The organism is Delftia sp. RIT313, from assembly GCF_000632165.1.
Taxonomy (GTDB): domain Bacteria; phylum Pseudomonadota; class Gammaproteobacteria; order Burkholderiales; family Burkholderiaceae_C; genus Comamonas; species Comamonas acidovorans.
In genome coordinates, this window is record NZ_JFYT01000040.1 from 19,203 (window position 1) to 35,718 (window position 16,516).

Consider the following 16,516-nt stretch of genomic DNA (forward strand, 5'->3'; position numbering starts at 1 on the left):
TCGGGTGCCCTTTTTCATGGCGTGCGAGGGTGCGTCACCGCCCGTTCTTGCGGTCGCTGGGGCCATTGCGGTCGGACAGGATTTCGGCGGGCGGCCTGAGGCTGCCGCTGTCCGCGCCCTCGGCCTGCCAGGTGCCGCCTTCGCGCTGCGTGTTGCCGCGCGGGTGGCCCATGTCGGTTCCATCGTCGAAGTTCAGCGGGCCGTCCTGCGGCATGTCGTCGAAACGGTGCGCCGAGGCCTCGGCGATGGAATCGGCCACATCCTTTTCCGCGCTCAGGTGCTCGTTGATGTCCTTGCCTTCGGGCAGGTCGGCGCTTGCGTCTTCGCTGCGGTCGATCCGGGGAGTGTCGCTGCCGGTGGCAGCCGTGTTGTTCGGGGTGCGCATGGTGATCTCCAAGGGGGTCCGGCCACCGTGGCCGGGTCATGGACCAAGCCTGCCTGCGCGGGCTTGCAGCGGGGGTGGGCACAGCACTTTCCTGGAGGTAGGAGCGTGCCGATGCGCTCGGATGCAGTCCGATGCGGGAGGGCCGGCAGGCACGCCGATTGCCCTGTGTTTGCCCTGTGCAGCAGTGCGAAAAATGGCCACAGGCCGCTGGCGCGATGTCCGCAAGGCCCGGGCGCTGCGTTCCTACGGCACATGGCCGCAAGCGCGCACGCCGGACGGCCGCCGCGGCCATCAGCATAGGAATCACTTTCAACTGCCAAGGAGCACATTCCATGACGCAATCGAACCCCGCAAACCGTGACCCGCTGTCCGACGCACCCGGCGCGCACCCGGTGGGCACCGGCATAGGTGCAGCAGGCGGCGCCGTCACCGGCGCTGCATTCGGCGCAATGGGTGGCCCCATCGGCGCTGCCGTGGGCGGCGTGGCCGGTGCCGTGGTCGGCGGGCTGGCCGGCAAGGGTGCGGCCGAGGCCGTGAACCCCACGGTTGAAGATGCCTACTGGCGCGATGCCTACCAGAGCGAGCCCTATTACGTGGCTGGCCGCAGCTACGAGGAATACCGCCCCGCCTACGAGCTGGGCTGGAACGCTGCCGCCGCACGCCGCGATGCCGACTTCGATGCCTTCGACGCCGAATGGGAGCGCGAATGGACCACGCGCCGTGGCGCCAGCCATCTGGACTGGGACCAGGCCCGGCCCGCAGCCCGCGCCGCCTGGGCGCGCGCAGGCAGCCGTGATGTCCGTGACGAGACGGGCACCATCGTCGCTCCCGCCTATACGGGCGATATCGACAACGACGATGTGGTGGACGTGCTCAACGACCTGCTTGAATCCTGCCGCGATGGCGAGTACGGCTTTCGCACCTCCTCCGAGAACGCCGACTCGCCCGACCTCAAGGCCCTGTTCATGCGCCATTCCACCGAGTGCGGTGTTGCCGCGCGGGAGCTGGAAGCGGAAATCCGCAGGCTCGGCGGAGAGCCTGCATCGGGCGGCACGGTGGCTGGTGCGCTGCACCGGGGCTGGGTGTCCGTGAAGACGGCCCTGACCTCGCAGGACGACAAGGCGGTGCTGGAGGAATGCGAGCGCGGCGAGGACTCCGCCCTCGCCCAGTACCGCAAGGCGCTCAAGCAACCGCTGCCACCGGCCGTGCGCGTGGTGGTGGAGCGCCAGGCACAGGGTGCCCAGCGCAACCACGATGAAGTGCGCGACCTGCGCGACCGTTACCGCAGCGCAGCCTGACCGCGCATCCCGCGCACCGCGCGGGCCACAGCATCGTCAGCCGCCCACGCCATAGGGTGCAAAGCGGCTGGCGTTCTCATCCACATGCAGCGCCTTTCCCACATAGGGAAAGGCGCGCTGCGTGCACTGGTCGCGTTCGCAGACCTTGCAGCCCATGCCGATGGGCGTGGCCGATTCCGGATCGCCCAGATCCAGCCCCTTGGCATAGACCAGGCGCGCGGCATGGCGTATGTCGCAGCCCAGGCCGATGGAGAAGGTCTTGCGCGGCGAACCATAGCCGCGCTGCCCGTGCGAGACCGAGCGTGCAATCCACAGGTAGCGCCGTCCATCGGGCATGCTGGCCAGCTGGCGCAGCACCTGGTCGGGCTGGCCGAAGGCCTCGTACACCGTCCACAGCGGGCAGGTGCCGCCCGTGCGGCTGAAGTGGAAATGCGTGGCCGACTGGCGCTTGGAGATATTGCCCGCGCGGTCCACGCGCACGAAGAAGAAGGGCACGCCCGGTGCGCCCGGCCGCTGCAGCGTGCTCAGGCGGTGGCAGACGGTTTCAAAGCCCACCCCAAAGCGCTGGCCCAGCAGGTCGATGTCGTAGCGCAACTGCTCGGCCGTCTCCAGGAACAGGTCGTAGGGCAGCAGCAGCGCGCCCGCAAAGTAGTTGGCCAGGCCCACGCGGGCCAGCTTGCATGACGCCGGATCGCCCTGGAAGGCGGCGGTGGCGATCAGCCGGTCCAGCGTATCGCCCATCTCCAGCAAGGCCAGCTGCGTGCCCAGCTGGAAGGCCTGTTGCGCAGGCTCCAGCGCCGAGGACAGCCACAGCGAGCGCGTGGCCGGGTCGAAGCGGCGCTGGCTTTGCCGGGAGTCTTCCGAGCGATGCACTTGAACACCGTGGCGCTGCTGCAGCCGCCGGACCAGCCAGTCCGCCAGATGGCCCGGGTCCGCACGCGCCTCGCCGGCCAGGGCCTGGGCCGCGCGGTCCACTTCATCGAAGTAGTTCTGGTGCGCAAAGAAGAAATCGCGCACGGCCTCGAACGGCATGGTGCGCGCCACCGGCATGTCCGAGCGGTCATCGCCCAGCCTGAGCGACATGCTCTCGATGCGCTCCAGGGCTTCCAGATGGCGGCGGTGCAGCGCCATCACCGCACGCCCCAGCGCCGGCATCTGCGCGGCGACTTCCTGCAGCTCGGGCAGGGCAATGGATTCGGGCGCCTCGGCAAGGGCCTCGCGCAGGCCGGCGACCAGGCGCGCCTCCTCGTCCTCCGAGAACTGCTGGATATCGACGCCCAGCGCACGGTTGAGCTTGAGCAGCACCGACACCGTCAGCGGCCGCTGGTTCTGCTCCAGCTGGTTCAGGTAGCTGGGCGACAGGCCCAGCGCGTGGGCCAGGGCGATCTGGGACAGGCCATGCTCCGCGCGCAGTTTGCGCAGCTTGACGCCCATGAATGTCTTCTTCATGCCTGTTTCCTCGGGTGGCTGTTATTCGCAGAATTCGCAATATCGTGGGTTTCGTTTCGCAAGAATTCGCCTTTTCAGTCCTATGTCTGAACCGCTATTTTGCGTAGATTGCGAAGCATGACAACACCTGCTGGAACCGCCGAGTTGCGCGAACTGGTATTGCCCGCGCTGGCCAACCACCACGGCACGCTGTTCGCAGGCCAGGGCTTGCAGCTCATGGCCAAGGCCGCCTTTCTCGCAGCGCGCAGCCTGGCGCAGCGCGAGGTGGTGATGGCCGCCGTCACCGGCGTGGACTTCCTGGCGCCCGTGCCCGTGGGCCACGAGATCGTCCTGCGCGGCTGGGTCAGCCGGGTGGGGCGCAGCTCCATGACGGTCTGCGTCACCGCATCGGCCCAGGCTCCGGGCATTGCCTGCGAGGACGTGCTCAAGGGCCTGTTCGAGATGGTGGCTGTCGACCACAACGGCCTTCCCGCCGCCATTGCCCATTCCTATCTGAACCAGGAGACCCTTCCATGAGTACCACGATCATCGACGCGCCATCTGCGCCAACTGCACCATCTGCGTCCGCATTCAAGCCCAAGAAGTCCGTGGCCCTGTCGGGCGTGACCGCCGGCAACACGGCGCTGTGCACCGTGGGCCGCTCGGGCAACGACCTGCACTATCGCGGCTACGACATCCTGGACATTGCCGAGGTCTGCGAGTTCGAGGAAATCGCCCATCTGCTGGTGCACGGCAAGCTGCCCACGCGCCCCGAACTGCAGGCCTACAAGACCAAATTGCAGGCGCTGCGCGGCCTGCCGGCCAGCGTCAGGCAGGCGCTGGAGCAGCTGCCTGCCGGCGCCCACCCCATGGACGTGATGCGCACCGGCGTCTCGGCCCTGGGCTGCGTGCTGCCCGAAAAGGACGACCACAACCTGGCGGGTGCCCGCGACATTGCCGACCGGCTCATGGCCAGCCTGGGCTCCATGCTGCTGTACTGGTACCACTGGAGCAATTCGGGCCGGCGCATCGAGGTGGAGACCGATGACGACTCCATCGGCGGCCACTTCCTGCACCTGCTGCACGGCCACCGGCCGTCCGAAGGCTGGGTGCGCGCCATGCACACCTCGCTCAACCTCTATGCAGAGCATGAGTTCAACGCCTCCACCTTCACGGCGCGCGTGATCGCGGGCACGGGCAGCGATATGTATTCGTCCATCGCGGGCGCCATCGGCGCGCTGCGCGGGCCCAAGCATGGCGGCGCCAACGAGGTGGCCTTCGAGATCCAGAAGCGCTACGACACGCCCGACGAGGCCGAGGCTGACATCCGCCGCCGCGTCGATGCCAAGGAAGTGGTGATCGGCTTCGGCCACCCGGTCTACACCGTCAGCGACCCGCGCAACGTGGTCATCAAGGGCGTGGCCAAGCGCCTGTCCGACGAGGCCGGAACCACCCGCATGTACGACATTGCTGACCGGCTGGAATCGGTGATGTGGGAGGTCAAGAAGATGTTCCCCAACCTGGACTGGTTCAGTGCCGTCAGCTACCACATGATGGGCGTGCCCACGGCCATGTTCACGCCGCTGTTCGTGATCGCGCGCACCAGCGGCTGGGCAGCGCACGTGATCGAGCAGCGCCAGGACAACAAGATCATCCGCCCCAGCGCCAACTACACGGGGCCGGAGGACCAGAAGTTCGTGCCCCTCGATGCGCGCGCCTGAGCCGCCGCTGTCCTGAACCTGGCGGGCGGGCTGCAGGCCCGCCCGCATTGCATCCGCCCCATGAACCACACCCACAAGAAACCCCTGCCCGGCACCACGCTGCACTACATCGACGCCCGCGCCGCCGTCGATGCCCTCTCGCCCGGTGCCTGGGCACGCCTGCCCTACACCGCCCGCGTCCACGCCGAGAACCTCGTGCGCCGCGCCGATCCCGCGCAGCTGGACAGCTACCTGCTGCAGCTCATCGAGCGCCGCCGCGACATCGACTTTCCCTGGTACCCCGTGCGCGTGGTCTGCCACGACATCCTGGGCCAGACCGCCCTGGTGGACCTGGCCGGCCTGCGCGACGCCATCGCGGCCGAAGGCGGCGACCCGGCCCAGGTCAACCCCGTCGTGCCCGTGCAGCTCATCGTGGACCACTCGCTGGCCGTGGAGTGCGGCGGCTTCGATCCCGACGCCTTTGCGAAGAACCGCGCCATCGAGGACCGCCGCAACGAGGACCGTTTCCACTTCATCGAGTGGACGAAGAAGGCCTTCGCCAACGTGGATGTGATTCCCGCGGGGAACGGGATCATGCACCAGATCAATCTGGAGAAGATGTCCCCCGTGGTCACCGTGCAGGATGGCCTGGCCTTCCCGGACACCTGTGTCGGCACCGACTCGCACACGCCCCATGTGGACGCGCTGGGCGTGATCGCCGTGGGCGTGGGCGGGCTGGAGGCCGAGAACGTCATGCTGGGCCGCGCCTGCTGGATGCGCCTGCCCGAGATCGTGGGCGTGCGCCTCACGGGCCGGCGCCAGGCGGGCATCACCGCCACCGACATCGTGCTGGCCCTGACCGAATTCCTGCGCCAGCAAAAAGTCGTCGGGGCCTATGTGGAATTCTTTGGCGAGGGCGCCGACAGCCTGAGCATTGGCGACCGCGCCACCATCTCCAACATGTGCCCCGAATACGGCGCCACGGCGGCCATGTTCTCCATTGATGCCCAGACCCTGGCCTACCTGCGCCTGACCGGCCGCGACGAGGCCCAGGTGCGCCTGGTCGAAGCCTATGCGCGCACCGCAGGTTTCTGGAGCGACAGCCTGGCCGATGCCCAGTACGAGCGCGTGCTGCAGTTCGACCTGTCCACCGTGGTGCGCAACATGGCCGGCCCCTCGAATCCGCACCGGCGCCTGCCCACCTCGGCCCTGACCGAGCGCGGCATTGCCGATGTGGCAAAACTGCAGGCTGCCCGCGCCCAGGAGGCGCAAGGCCTGATGCCCGATGGGGCCGTCATCATTGCCGCCATCACCAGCTGCACCAACACCAGCAACCCGCGCAACGTCATCGCCGCAGCGCTGCTGGCGCGCAATGCCAATCGCCTGGGTCTCACGCGCAAGCCCTGGGTCAAGACCTCGCTGGCGCCGGGCTCCAAGGCCGTGGAGCTGTACCTGAAGGAGGCCGGGCTGCTCACCGAGCTGGAGCAACTGGGCTTTGGCATCGTCGCCTTTGCCTGCACCACCTGCAACGGCATGAGCGGCGCGCTGGACCCCAGGATCCAGCAGGAAATCGTCGAGCGCGACCTCTACGCCACGGCCGTGCTCTCGGGCAACCGCAACTTCGACGGGCGCATCCATCCCCAGGCCAAACAAGCCTTCCTGGCCTCCCCCCCGCTGGTCGTGGCCTATGCGCTGGCGGGCACGGTGCGCTTTGACATCGAGCAGGATGTGCTGGGCGTGGTGGACGGCCGCGAGATCCGCCTCAAGGACCTGTGGCCCTCCGACGAGGAGATCGACGCCATCGTCGAGCAATCGGTCAAACCTGCGCAATTCCGCGCCGTCTACGAACCCATGTTCGCCATCCGCAAGGACGATTGCGACAAAGCCTCGCCCCAGTACGACTGGCGCCCCCAGTCCACCTACATCCGCCGCCCGCCCTACTGGGATACCGAAGGCGTGGGCGCGCTGGCGGCCTTCCCGCGCACGCTGCGCAACATGCGGCCGCTGGCCCTGCTGCCCGACAACATCACCACCGACCACCTGTCGCCCTCCAACGCCATCCTGGCCGACAGCGCCGCGGGCGAATACCTGGCGCGCATGGGCCTGCCCGAGGAAGACTTCAACTCCTACGCCACCCACCGCGGCGACCACCTCACCGCCATGCGCGCCACCTTTGCCAACCCGCAGCTGGTCAACGAAATGGCCGTCATCGACGGCGTGCAGCACAAGGGCTCGCTGGCGCGCATCGAGCCCGAAGGCCGCGTGGTGCGCATGTGGGAGGCCATGGAAACCTACCTGAACCGCCGCCAGCCGCTGATCATCATTGCGGGTGCCGACTACGGCCAGGGCAGCTCGCGCGACTGGGCGGCCAAGGGAGTGCGGCTGGCCGGAGTCGAGGCCGTGGTGGCCGAAGGCTTCGAGCGCATCCACCGCACCAACCTCATCGGCATGGGCGTGCTGCCGCTGCAGTTCCTGCCGGGCACCGACCGCAAGACCCTGGCCCTGGACGGTACGGAGGTCTATGGCGTGGAAGGCGAGCGCACGCCGGGCACCCAACTCACTCTGGTGATTGAACGAAGAAGCGGCCAAACGCTGCGCGTGGCCGTGACCTGCCGACTGGACACGGCCGAGGAGGTATCGGTCTACGAGGCGGGCGGCGTGCTGCAGCGCTTTGCGCAGGACTTCCTGGCGCAGGCTCAGGCAGCCTGAGCAGGGAGCGTGCCAGCGGCCAGCGGCTGGCGCGCCAGCTCGATGAAAGCCTGCAGATAGTCGGTCTGCAGGTCCGCCACGCGCGCGCCCAGGAAGATCTGCTTGGCAATGCCCTTGGCGCCCAGGCGCACGGGCACCACGTCCAGCTTGCCCGCGTACTCCTGCACCAGCCAGCGCGGCAGGGCCGCCACGCCCCGGCCGCTGGCCACCATCTGCATCATGATGTCCGTGGTCTCTATGGCCTTCTGGCGGCGCGGCGTGATGCCTGCCGGCATGAGGAACTGGTTGTAGATGTCCAGCCGGTCCATGGGAACGGGATAGGTGATCAGCACCTCGGGCGCGAGCTGGGCGGCTTCCACGAAATCGGCCCCTGCCAGCGCATGCGCGCTGGAGACCACCAGCACCTGCTCGTAGTCGAATACGGGCACGAACTCCAGGCCCGTCTTGAACAGCGGATCGGGCGTGACCAGCAGGTCGATCTCGTAGCCGAACAGCGCGCCGATGCCGCCGAACTGGAATTTCTGCTTCACATCCACATCCACATCGGGCCAGCTCGCCAGATAGGGCGCGACGATCTTGAGCAGCCACTGGTAGCAGGGATGGCACTCCATGCCGATGCGCAGCGCGCCGCGCTCGCCCTGGGCGAACTGGCGCAGCCGCTCCTCGGCCAGGTCCAGCTGGGGCAGCACGCGCTGGGCCACGGCCAGCAGGTACTGGCCGGCCTGCGTCAGGCGCAGGCTGCGGCCTTCGCGCAGCCAGATGTCCGTGCCCAGCTGCTGCTCCAGCTTCTTCATGCTGTGGCTCAACGCCGACTGCGTTACGCACAGCACGCCGGCCGCCGCCGTCAGCGAGCCCTGTTTTTCGACTTCACGGACGATGGCAAGGTGGGTGCGTTCGAGCATGCAGCCTCGGCCTCAACGCGGATCCTGGCTGTCCAGGCGTGCCAGTATGTCCAGTGCCTGCTTGGCATCGCCACTGGCAGCCAGCGTGCGAAAGCGCGTTTCCATGTCAAACGCCGTGATGGCCTGCGTGCTCAATTCTTCGACCAGCTTGTTGATGCTCAGTCCCCGGTTGCGGGCCAGCGATTTCAGGCGCTGCGCCGTGTCGTCGGGCAAACGGATGGTCAGGGTGCTCATGGCTGTTCCTCCAGATCCAGGTATTGGGCGGGCGTCAGAATGCGCAACTGCGGCCAGGCCAGTTCCCCGCGGCTCAGGTCGCGCACATTGTGGGTCACGATGACTTCGGCATTGCCCGCCACGGCCAGCTCGATCAGGTGGTTGTCTCCCTCGTCTGGCAGATTGGGGCGCCAACCGTAGTAAACGTTGACCCAGCGTCCGGCATGCGCCAGTGCGGCTAGCACCTGCCGGCGTTCGTCGGCCGTCGTGGCGTCAGTCCAGACGTCGCGGCCAAGCAGGTCTTCGTACTCCTGCCACAGGGCATTGCCAAACAAAGGCATGGCCTGCCCTTGGAGTACGCGGCGCAGCACTTCGCGCGATGCGCCCCCGCCAGAGCGCAGGGCGGAGACAAACACATTGGTGTCCAGAACGATCAAACGCATGGCTGATGCTAGCGCATATGCAGTCATGACCATCATTCACGACCTCGGTTTCCCCGTCGGCGCCCGGCGCACTACGCAGCCGGTGCGCCGGGCTGCAGGGCGCCGTGCAGGAAGGACTGCTCCATCACGGCCGCCACGCTGGCCCGCGCAACACGGCCGCGCCGTTCCGCATCCAGCAGGCCCACGGCCATGGAAAGCCACAGCTCGGTCATGGCCGCTGCCGTGATGTCGATGCGGAACACGCCGGCCTGCTGGCCGCGCAGGAAAAAGGCATCCATGGCCGCCACCCATTCGCTCTCTATCTGGCCGACCACCGAGATGTCGGAGCGCCAGAAATACATCAGGAACAGCAGCAGTGTCTGGTGGTCCTGGCAGTGGGCGGTGAGGCGGCGCAGCGCCTCCAGCGGCGCGTGGCGCTCCAGCTCGGCCGCGTGCATGGCGCGCGACAGGGTGTCGGCCGCATGCCCGATGAGCCGGTCGATGAGCTGGTCGCGCGTGGGGCAGAAGCGGTAGAGCGTGGCCTTGCTGATGCCGATGGCGCGTGCCAGCTCCTGCAGATTGGCCTTGGGATCGTCCAGCAGCGCCAGTGCCAGTGCGCCCAGCAGCTTGCCTTCGTCCTCTTGCTTGGTGCTCGTCATCGCTTGTCATGCCTCCTTGGAAAGTGCATGGATTTTATCTGTTGATGTTTCAAAGAATCAAATGAATCGATGTTGACTCATTTGATTCTGGTATGTACCATCGCGGCCTTCGTATCGAATCAATCAGGTTGTGAACATGAGCATGCGTCTGAACAAGCGACGTGGCCTGCCGCTGGCGGCCCTGGTGCTGGCCGCCCTGGCCGCCCTGGCAACTGGCTGCGGCCGCAACGAGGCTCCGGCCGCAGCGGGTGACGCGCTGCCCGTGGTGCAGGCCGTCACCGTGCAGCCCGCGCCGCTGGCCCTGTCCAGCGAGCTGCCGGGCCGTATCGAGCCCGTGCGCGTGGCCGAGGTGCGTGCGCGGGTGGCCGGCATCGTGCTGCGCCGCCATTTCGAGGAAGGCGCCGACGTCCGGGCCGGCCAGGTGCTGTTCCAGATCGACCCGGCGCCCCTGCGCGCCGCCCTGTCCCGCGCCCAGGGCCAACTGGCCAGCGCCGAGGCGGCCCTGCTCGATGCGCGTGCCGTGGTCGGCCGCAACGCGCCGCTGGTGGCGCAGGAGGCGGTCAGCCGCCAGGACTTCGAGGCCATGCAGGCCCGCCTGCAGGCGGCCCAGGCCGCGCGGCAGTCCGCCCAGGCCGAGGTGCAGGCGGCCGCCTTGAACCTGGAATACGCCACGGTCAGGGCGCCGATCGCGGGCCGCATCGGCCGTGCACTGGTCACCGAGGGCGCCCTGGTGGGCCAGGGCGAGGCCACGCCCATGGCGCTGGTCCAGCAGCTCGACCCGGTCTATGCCGACTTCCAGCAGCCCGTGGCCGAAGCCCAGCGCCTGCGCGCGGCCCTGGCCGAGGGCCGCCTGGCACAGACGGCGGGCAAGGACGGCACGCCGGTTTCCCTGAAGGTGGACGGCACGGGCCTGCAGCGCACGGGGCGGCTGATGTTCTCGGATGTGACGGTGGACCGCGGCACGGGCCAGATGGCGCTGCGCGGGCGCTTCGACAACCGCGACGGCATGCTGCTGCCCGGCATGTATGTGCGCGTGACCGTGGGCCAGGGCGTGGACCCTGCCGCCATCCTGGTGCCGCAGCGGGCCGTGCAGCGCAGCACCGACGGGCAGGCCCACGTGCTGGTGGTGGATGGCCAGGACACGCTGCAGATGCGCCCCGTGCAGACCGCGGCCATGCATGGCGCGCAGTGGCAGATCAGCGCAGGCCTCAAGGGCGGCGAGCGCGTGGTGGTGGGCCGCATGGCGGGCCTGCAGCCCGGGGCGCGGGTTCAGGTCACGGCCCTTTCCGATGCCGCGGCCTCCCCTACGGCGGGGCTGTCCGGCACCTTCAGCGCCTCCGGCAGCTCCGCCACGTCCAGCGACTGAGCCGGCGCGTGCCCAAGGAATAGACCATGTCCAAGTTCTTCATCAACCGCCCCAACTTCGCCTGGGTGGTGGCCATCTTCATCATGCTCGCCGGGCTGCTGGCCATACCGGCGCTGCCCGTCTCCCAGTTTCCCAACGTGGCGCCGCCGCAGATCTCGATCACCGCCAACTATCCGGGCGCCTCCGCCACCACGGTGATGGAGTCGGTGACCAGCGTCATCGAGGAGGAGCTCAACGGCACCAAGGGGCTGCTGTACTTCGACTCCTCCAGCGGCTCCACGGGCCTGGCCGAGATCACGGCCACCTTCGCCCCGGGCACCGAGCCGGCGCTGGCCCAGGTGGAGGTGCAAAACCGCATCAAGAAGGCCGAGGCGCGCCTGCCCGCGTCCGTGATGCAGATGGGCCTGCAGGTCGAGCAGGCCAGCGCCAACTTCCTGATGATCTACTCGCTGACCTACAAGGACGGCAGCGGCAACAGCGGCAACAGCGGCAACAGCGAGGTGGCCCTGTCCGACTACGCCGTGCGCAACATCAACAACGAGATCCGCCGCGTGCCCGGCGTGGGCAAGGTGCAGTTCTTCGCGGCCGATGTGGCCATGCGCGTCTGGGTCGATCCGAACAAGCTGCTGGGCTACGGCCTGTCGGTGGCGGACGTGAACGCGGCCATCGCCGCCCAGAACGCGCAGGTGCCGGCCGGCAGCTTTGGCGCCTCGCCCGCAGGGCCCGGCCAGGAGCTGAGCGCCACCATTGCCGTCAAGGGCACGCTGGCCTCGCCCGAGGAGTTCGGCCAGATCGTGCTGCGTGCCAGGGCCGATGGCTCGGCCGTGCGCCTGGCCGATGTGGCGCGGCTGGAGGTCGGCCAGCTGGACTACAGCTTTTCCTCGCGCGAGGACGGCCGCCAGGGCGTGGCCGCCGCCGTGCAGCTGGCGCCCGGGGCCAACGCCATGCAGACGGCCAAGGCCGTCAAGGCGCGCCTGGCCGAGCTGTCGCAGAACTTCCCCGCCGGCATCCAGTACGCCGTGCCCTATGACACCTCGCGCTTCGTGGAAGTGGCCATCGGCAAGGTCATCCAGACCCTGGTGGAGGCCGTGGCGCTGGTGTTCCTGGTGATGTGGCTGTTCCTGCAGAACCTGCGCTACACGCTGATTCCCACCATCGTCGTGCCCGTGTGCCTGGCCGGCACCCTGGGCGTGATGTATGCGCTGGGCTTTTCGGTGAACATGATGACCATGTTCGGCATGGTGCTGGCCATCGGCATCCTGGTGGACGACGCCATCGTGGTGGTGGAGAACGTGGAGCGCCTCATGGCCGAGGAGGGGCTGTCGCCGCTGGCGGCCACGGTCAAGGCCATGCAGCAGGTCTCGGGTGCCATCGTCGGCATCACCCTGGTGCTGGTGGCGGTGTTCCTGCCGCTGGCCTTCATGAGCGGCTCGGTGGGCGTGATTTACCGGCAGTTCTCGCTGTCGCTGGCCGTGTCCATCCTGTTCTCGGGGCTGCTGGCTCTGACTTTCACGCCGGCGCTGTGCGCCACGCTGCTCAAGCCCATTGCCAAGGGCCACCACGCCGAGCGCAAAGGCTTCTTCGGCTGGTTCAACCGCCGCTTCGCGGCGCTGACCGAGCGCTTCGACCTGCTCAACCAGCGGCTGGTGCGCCGCGCCGGGCGCTGCATGCTGGTGTATGCCGCCATTGTGGCCGGGCTGGGCGTGGCGTACACGCGCATGCCCGAATCCTTCGTGCCCTACGAGGACATGGGCTACTACATCGTCGGCGTGCAGCTGCCGCCGGGCGCCACCACGGAGCGCACCAAGGCCATGGTCAAGGACATGGAGGACTACATCCAGGGCCGCCCCGCCACGGCCCAGGCGGAGTTCCTGATGGGCTACAGCTTCTCGGGCATGGGGCAGAACGCGGCCCTGGCCTTCGTCACGCTCAAGGACTGGTCGGTGCGCGGCGCCGGGCAGGCGTCGTGGGACGAGGTGCAGGCCTTCAACCAGCGCTTTGCCCGCCTGTCCGACGGCACTGTCATGGCCGTGGACCCGCCGCCCATCGACGGCCTGGGCAACTCCGGCGGCTTTGCGCTGCGCCTGCAGGACCGCGCCAACCTGGGCCGCGAGGCGCTGATCGCCGCGCGCGACCAGCTGCTGGCCAAGGCCAATGCCTCGCCCATCATTGCCTACGCCATGATGGAAAACCTGGAGGATGCGCCCCAGCTGCGGCTGGACATCGACCGGCGCAAGGCGCAGGCCCAGGGCGTGGATTTCAGCGCCATCAACACGGCCCTGTCCACCGCCTACGGCTCGGCCGTGATCAACGAGTTCCCCAACGCCGGCCGCCTGCAGCGCGTGGTGGTGCAGGCCGATGCGCAGGCCCGCGCGCGGCCCGAGGACATCCTGCGCCTGCACGTGCCCAACGCCGCCGGCCAGCAGGTGCCGCTGTCGGCCTTTGCCACGGTGCGCTGGGAAAGCGGGCCGGTGCAGATCTCGCGCTACAACGGCTATCCGGCCTTCCGGATCTCGGGCGATGCCAGGCCCGGCCACACCACGGGCGAGGCCATGGCCGAGCTGGAACGCATCATGGCCGAGATGCCGCGCGGCATCGGCTATGAGTGGACGGCCCTGTCCTTCCAGGAGAAAGCTGCCGGTGCCCAGGCGCCCAAGCTGTTCGCGCTGGCCATCGTGGTGGTGTTCCTGCTGCTGGTGGCCTTGTACGAGAGCTGGAGCATTCCCGCCGCCGTGATGCTGATCGTGCCCATCGGCGCGCTGGGATCGGTGCTGGCCACCTCGGCCGTGGGCCTGTCCAACGACGTGTACTTCAAGGTGGGCCTGATCACCATCATCGGCCTGGCGGCCAAGAACGCCATCCTGATCGTGGAGTTCGCCCGGGACCTGCATGCGCAGGGGCACAGCCTGGCGCAGGCCGCGCTGCAGGCGGCGCGGCTGCGCTTTCGGCCCATCGTCATGACCTCGCTGGCCTTCATCCTGGGCGTGGTGCCGCTGGCGCTGGCCTCGGGCGCGGGCGCCTCCAGCCAGGCCGCCATCGGCTTCGGCGTGATCGGCGGCATGCTGTCGGCCACGCTGCTGGGGGTGGTCTTCGTTCCCGTCTTCTTCGTCTGGGTGCTGTCCCTGTTCCGGCGCAAGGCGCCGGCCGGCACCCCGCCTGCCCTGCTGGCCCCGGCAACCCCCATCGAGTAAGCGCCATGTCCATGCACTTCTTCCCACGCGCCCTGTGTGCGCTGGCCGCCAGCCTGGTGCTGGCCGGCTGCTCCCTCGCCCCGGTCCACCAGCGTCCGCAGGCGCCCATTCCCACGCAGTGGCCGCAACAGGATGCCGCGCCCGTGCTGTCCTCGTCGGCGGCCACGCTGGACTGGAACAGCTTCATCGCCGACCGCCAGCTGCGCCAGCTGGTGGACCTGGCCCAGGCCCACAACCGCGACCTGCGCCAGACCCTGCTCAACGTGGAGGCGGCACGCGCCCTGTACCAGGTGCAGCGCGCCGACCGGCTGCCGGGCGTGGGCCTGCAGGGCGGCGGCACGCGCCAGCGCCTGCCGGGCGACATGAATGCCACGGGCCAGCCGCAGGTGCAGGGCAACTGGCAGGCCGGCCTGGGGCTGGCCGCCTTCGAGCTGGACCTGTTCGGCCGCGTGCGCAACCTGTCCGAAGCCGCCCTGGGCGAGTACCTGGCCACCGAAGAGGCCGCGCGCGCCGCCCGCATCAGCCTGGGTGCCGAGGTGGTGCAGGCCTACCTGTCCCGCGACGGAGCCCTGCGCCGGCTGCAACTGGCGCAGCGCACGCTGCAAAGCCGTGAATCCTCGCTGCGCCTGACCGCGCAGCGGCGCCAGGCGGGCACGGCCACGGCCCTGGACCACCAGGACGCCCTGGGCCTGGCCGCCCAGGCCCGCGCCGACGTGGAGCGCAGCGAACGCGAGCTGCGCCAGGCCGGCAACGCCCTGCTGCTGCTGACGGGCGTGGAGGATCTGGGGCCGTACCTGTCCGCACAGTCCGCAGGGTCTGCACAGTCGGCAAAGTCGCCCGACGTGCCCATGCTGCTGCAGGATCTGTCGGCCGGCACGCCTTCCGAACTGCTCATCCACCGCCCGGACATCCAGGCGGCCGAGCACCGGCTGCGCGCGCGCAGCGCGGACATTGGTGCGGCGCGCGCGGCCTTCTTCCCGCGCATCTCGCTCACCGGGTTCCTGGGATCGTCCAGCGCCGATCTGTCCGACCTGTTCCGCTCGGGCCAGCGCGCCTGGTCGTTCACTCCCCAGGTCACGCTGCCCCTCTTCGACGGGGGGCGCAACCGCGCCAACCTCGACCTGGCCGTGCTGCGCAAGGACATGGCCGTGGCCGCCTACGAGCAGGCCATCCAGACCGCCTTCCGCGAAGTGGCCGACGCCCTGGCCGCCACCGACACGCTGCGCCGCGAGGAAGCCGCGCGCCTGGCGCTGCGCGACAGCAGCCGCGAAAGCCTGCGGCTGGCGCAGGCCCGTTACCAGGCGGGGGTGGACGACCATCTGCGCTACCTGGACGCACAGCGCAGCGCCTTCGCCAATGAAAGCGCCTACATCGATACCGTGACCCAGCGGCAGTTGGCGCTGGCCCAGCTGTTCCGCGTGCTGGGCGGCAGCTGGACTGCGCCGCCGCCGCCACCACCGCAGTCCCAGCCTGTGGCGGCCTTCCAGCAGCCCTGAGCACCGAGCAGCCCTGAGCCCCGGCTACGCCGCCTCCACCCGCGCGTTGTAGGCCGCCAGGGTCCGCTGCCAGGCGGGCCGGGCCAGGCATCTGTCGCGGTAGGCGACCACGGCGGGGCAGGGCGCGGTCAGCGTGCTGTCCGGGATGCAGGCGAGCACATGCGCCATCAGGATGTCGGCCACCGTGAATTCGTCGGTGGCAATGAAGCGGCGCCCGTCCAGCCAGCGCTCCAGGTTGCCCAGCATGCGATGCGCCCAGCCCACCAGGAATTCGCGGTGCTTGCCGCAACTGCCATCGGCCGTCCAGTCCAGCACCATCAGGCTGAGCAGCGGCGGCTCCACCGTGTTCATGGCTGCAAAGCACCAGCGCAGCACCTGGGCCTCGCCGGTTGCATCGGAGGGCATCAGCCGGCCGCACTTCCTGGCCAGATGCAGCACGATGGCGGCCGACTCCGAAATCACCTGCCCGTCATCGTCCAGCGCCGGAATCTGCTCGAAGGGGCTGAGCCGGCGGTAGGCCTCGGTGTTCAGGTCGTGCGCGGGATGGTCCATGCCCGCGATCTCGAAGGGCAGCTGCATCTCTTCGAGTGCCCACAGCACGCGCAGATCGCGCGTGCGGCCGCGTGCGCCGGCATTGACCCTGGAAAAACCGTAGAGCTTGAGCATGGTGGCGTTCTCCGCAGTGGTGATCCTGCCGGCCATGCTACTCGTGGCTGCCGAGGTGCGGGCACCACCTGGCGTCCGGTT

General features: G+C 68.8%; 14 protein-coding genes. 7 read left to right on the forward strand and 7 right to left on the reverse strand.

Annotated elements, in window-relative coordinates; translation table 11 throughout:
* Positions 1-34 precede the first annotated feature (34 nt).
* Positions 35-385 (reverse strand): hypothetical protein, encoded by a 351-nt coding sequence (locus BW39_RS10615; RefSeq protein WP_043821710.1) that lies wholly within the window; start codon positions 383-385, stop codon positions 35-37.
* A 332-nt stretch (positions 386-717) separates the two neighbouring features.
* On the opposite strand from BW39_RS10615, the gene BW39_RS10620 reads away from it, so the two are divergent.
* On the forward strand, positions 718-1,683 hold the full coding sequence (locus tag BW39_RS10620; RefSeq protein ID WP_012207662.1) for a ferritin-like domain-containing protein: 966 nt from the start codon (positions 718-720) through the stop codon (positions 1,681-1,683).
* 36 nt (positions 1,684-1,719) lie between these two features.
* On the opposite strand, the gene BW39_RS10625 is transcribed toward BW39_RS10620, so the two are convergent.
* Complete coding sequence (locus BW39_RS10625; protein WP_013800493.1) at positions 1,720-3,132, reverse strand: short-chain fatty acyl-CoA regulator family protein; 1,413 nt, start codon at positions 3,130-3,132, stop codon at positions 1,720-1,722.
* A gap of 117 nt (positions 3,133-3,249) precedes the next feature.
* Between BW39_RS10625 and BW39_RS10630 the strand changes: the two genes are divergently transcribed.
* From BW39_RS10630 to acnD, 3 genes are read left to right on the forward strand one after another with little or no spacing between them, the layout of a single operon-like run.
* Positions 3,250-3,648, forward strand: coding sequence for an acyl-CoA thioesterase (locus BW39_RS10630; protein WP_043821632.1), 399 nt, complete (start codon positions 3,250-3,252; stop codon positions 3,646-3,648).
* Positions 3,645-4,832: a bifunctional 2-methylcitrate synthase/citrate synthase gene (prpC, locus tag BW39_RS10635; RefSeq protein ID WP_043821634.1), complete on the forward strand. Its 1,188-nt coding sequence runs from the start codon at positions 3,645-3,647 to the stop codon at positions 4,830-4,832. The genes BW39_RS10630 and prpC overlap by 4 nt, the downstream gene beginning before the upstream one ends.
* 60 nt (positions 4,833-4,892) lie before the next feature.
* A complete protein-coding gene (acnD, locus tag BW39_RS10640; protein ID WP_043821636.1) occupies positions 4,893-7,520 on the forward strand; it encodes a Fe/S-dependent 2-methylisocitrate dehydratase AcnD in 2,628 nt (875 codons plus the stop codon).
* Here the strand turns inward: acnD and BW39_RS10645 are convergent.
* From BW39_RS10645 to BW39_RS10660, 4 genes are all read right to left on the reverse strand, one after another.
* Positions 7,508-8,422: a LysR family transcriptional regulator gene (locus BW39_RS10645; protein ID WP_043821638.1), complete on the reverse strand. Its 915-nt coding sequence runs from the start codon at positions 8,420-8,422 to the stop codon at positions 7,508-7,510. The two genes, acnD and BW39_RS10645, sit on opposite strands and share 13 nt — an antisense overlap.
* Before the next feature lie 12 nt (positions 8,423-8,434).
* Complete coding sequence (locus tag BW39_RS10650; RefSeq protein WP_043821639.1) at positions 8,435-8,656, reverse strand: ribbon-helix-helix protein, CopG family; 222 nt, start codon at positions 8,654-8,656, stop codon at positions 8,435-8,437.
* Positions 8,653-9,078 (reverse strand): putative toxin-antitoxin system toxin component, PIN family, encoded by a 426-nt coding sequence (locus tag BW39_RS10655; protein WP_043821641.1) that lies wholly within the window; start codon positions 9,076-9,078, stop codon positions 8,653-8,655. The genes BW39_RS10650 and BW39_RS10655 overlap by 4 nt, the downstream gene beginning before the upstream one ends.
* A gap of 71 nt (positions 9,079-9,149) precedes the next feature.
* Positions 9,150-9,716 carry a TetR/AcrR family transcriptional regulator gene (locus BW39_RS10660; RefSeq protein ID WP_034397250.1) on the reverse strand — a complete coding sequence of 189 codons (567 nt, stop codon included), beginning with the start codon at positions 9,714-9,716 and terminating at the stop codon, positions 9,150-9,152.
* 136 nt (positions 9,717-9,852) lie between these two features.
* On the opposite strand from BW39_RS10660, the gene BW39_RS10665 reads away from it, so the two are divergent.
* The 3 genes from BW39_RS10665 to BW39_RS10675 are packed head-to-tail and all read left to right on the forward strand — an operon-like array spanning position 9,853 to position 15,769.
* On the forward strand, positions 9,853-11,082 hold the full coding sequence (locus BW39_RS10665) for an efflux RND transporter periplasmic adaptor subunit (protein WP_043821643.1): 1,230 nt from the start codon (positions 9,853-9,855) through the stop codon (positions 11,080-11,082).
* 26 nt (positions 11,083-11,108) lie between these two features.
* Positions 11,109-14,273, forward strand: coding sequence for a multidrug efflux RND transporter permease subunit (locus tag BW39_RS10670; protein ID WP_043821645.1), 3,165 nt, complete (start codon positions 11,109-11,111; stop codon positions 14,271-14,273).
* A 5-nt stretch (positions 14,274-14,278) separates the two neighbouring features.
* Positions 14,279-15,769: an efflux transporter outer membrane subunit gene (locus BW39_RS10675; RefSeq protein ID WP_043821647.1), complete on the forward strand. Its 1,491-nt coding sequence runs from the start codon at positions 14,279-14,281 to the stop codon at positions 15,767-15,769.
* A 24-nt stretch (positions 15,770-15,793) separates the two neighbouring features.
* Here the strand turns inward: BW39_RS10675 and BW39_RS10680 are convergent, their stop codons facing one another.
* The gene (locus tag BW39_RS10680; protein ID WP_232240429.1) at positions 15,794-16,471 is read right to left on the reverse strand and encodes a glutathione S-transferase family protein; all 678 of its coding nucleotides are present in this window, start codon (positions 16,469-16,471) and stop codon (positions 15,794-15,796) included.
* Between the last annotated feature and the right edge of the window lie 45 nt (positions 16,472-16,516).

Bases quoted from the DNA above. Each gene is read 5' to 3' on its own strand.
- BW39_RS10615 (WP_043821710.1), bottom strand. From the start codon at position 385: ATGCGCACCCCGAACAACACGGCTGCCACCGGCAGCGACACTCCCCGG.
- BW39_RS10620 (WP_012207662.1), top strand. From the start codon at position 718: ATGACGCAATCGAACCCCGCAAACCGTGACCCGCTGTCCGACGCACCC.
- BW39_RS10625 (WP_013800493.1), bottom strand. From the start codon at position 3,132: ATGAAGAAGACATTCATGGGCGTCAAGCTGCGCAAACTGCGCGCGGAG.
- BW39_RS10630 (WP_043821632.1), top strand. From the start codon at position 3,250: ATGACAACACCTGCTGGAACCGCCGAGTTGCGCGAACTGGTATTGCCC.
- prpC (WP_043821634.1), top strand. From the start codon at position 3,645: ATGAGTACCACGATCATCGACGCGCCATCTGCGCCAACTGCACCATCT.
- acnD (WP_043821636.1), top strand. From the start codon at position 4,893: ATGAACCACACCCACAAGAAACCCCTGCCCGGCACCACGCTGCACTAC.
- BW39_RS10645 (WP_043821638.1), bottom strand. From the start codon at position 8,422: ATGCTCGAACGCACCCACCTTGCCATCGTCCGTGAAGTCGAAAAACAG.
- BW39_RS10650 (WP_043821639.1), bottom strand. From the start codon at position 8,656: ATGAGCACCCTGACCATCCGTTTGCCCGACGACACGGCGCAGCGCCTG.
- BW39_RS10655 (WP_043821641.1), bottom strand. From the start codon at position 9,078: ATGCGTTTGATCGTTCTGGACACCAATGTGTTTGTCTCCGCCCTGCGC.
- BW39_RS10660 (WP_034397250.1), bottom strand. From the start codon at position 9,716: ATGACGAGCACCAAGCAAGAGGACGAAGGCAAGCTGCTGGGCGCACTG.
- BW39_RS10665 (WP_043821643.1), top strand. From the start codon at position 9,853: ATGAGCATGCGTCTGAACAAGCGACGTGGCCTGCCGCTGGCGGCCCTG.
- BW39_RS10670 (WP_043821645.1), top strand. From the start codon at position 11,109: ATGTCCAAGTTCTTCATCAACCGCCCCAACTTCGCCTGGGTGGTGGCC.
- BW39_RS10675 (WP_043821647.1), top strand. From the start codon at position 14,279: ATGTCCATGCACTTCTTCCCACGCGCCCTGTGTGCGCTGGCCGCCAGC.
- BW39_RS10680 (WP_232240429.1), bottom strand. From the start codon at position 16,471: ATGGCCGGCAGGATCACCACTGCGGAGAACGCCACCATGCTCAAGCTC.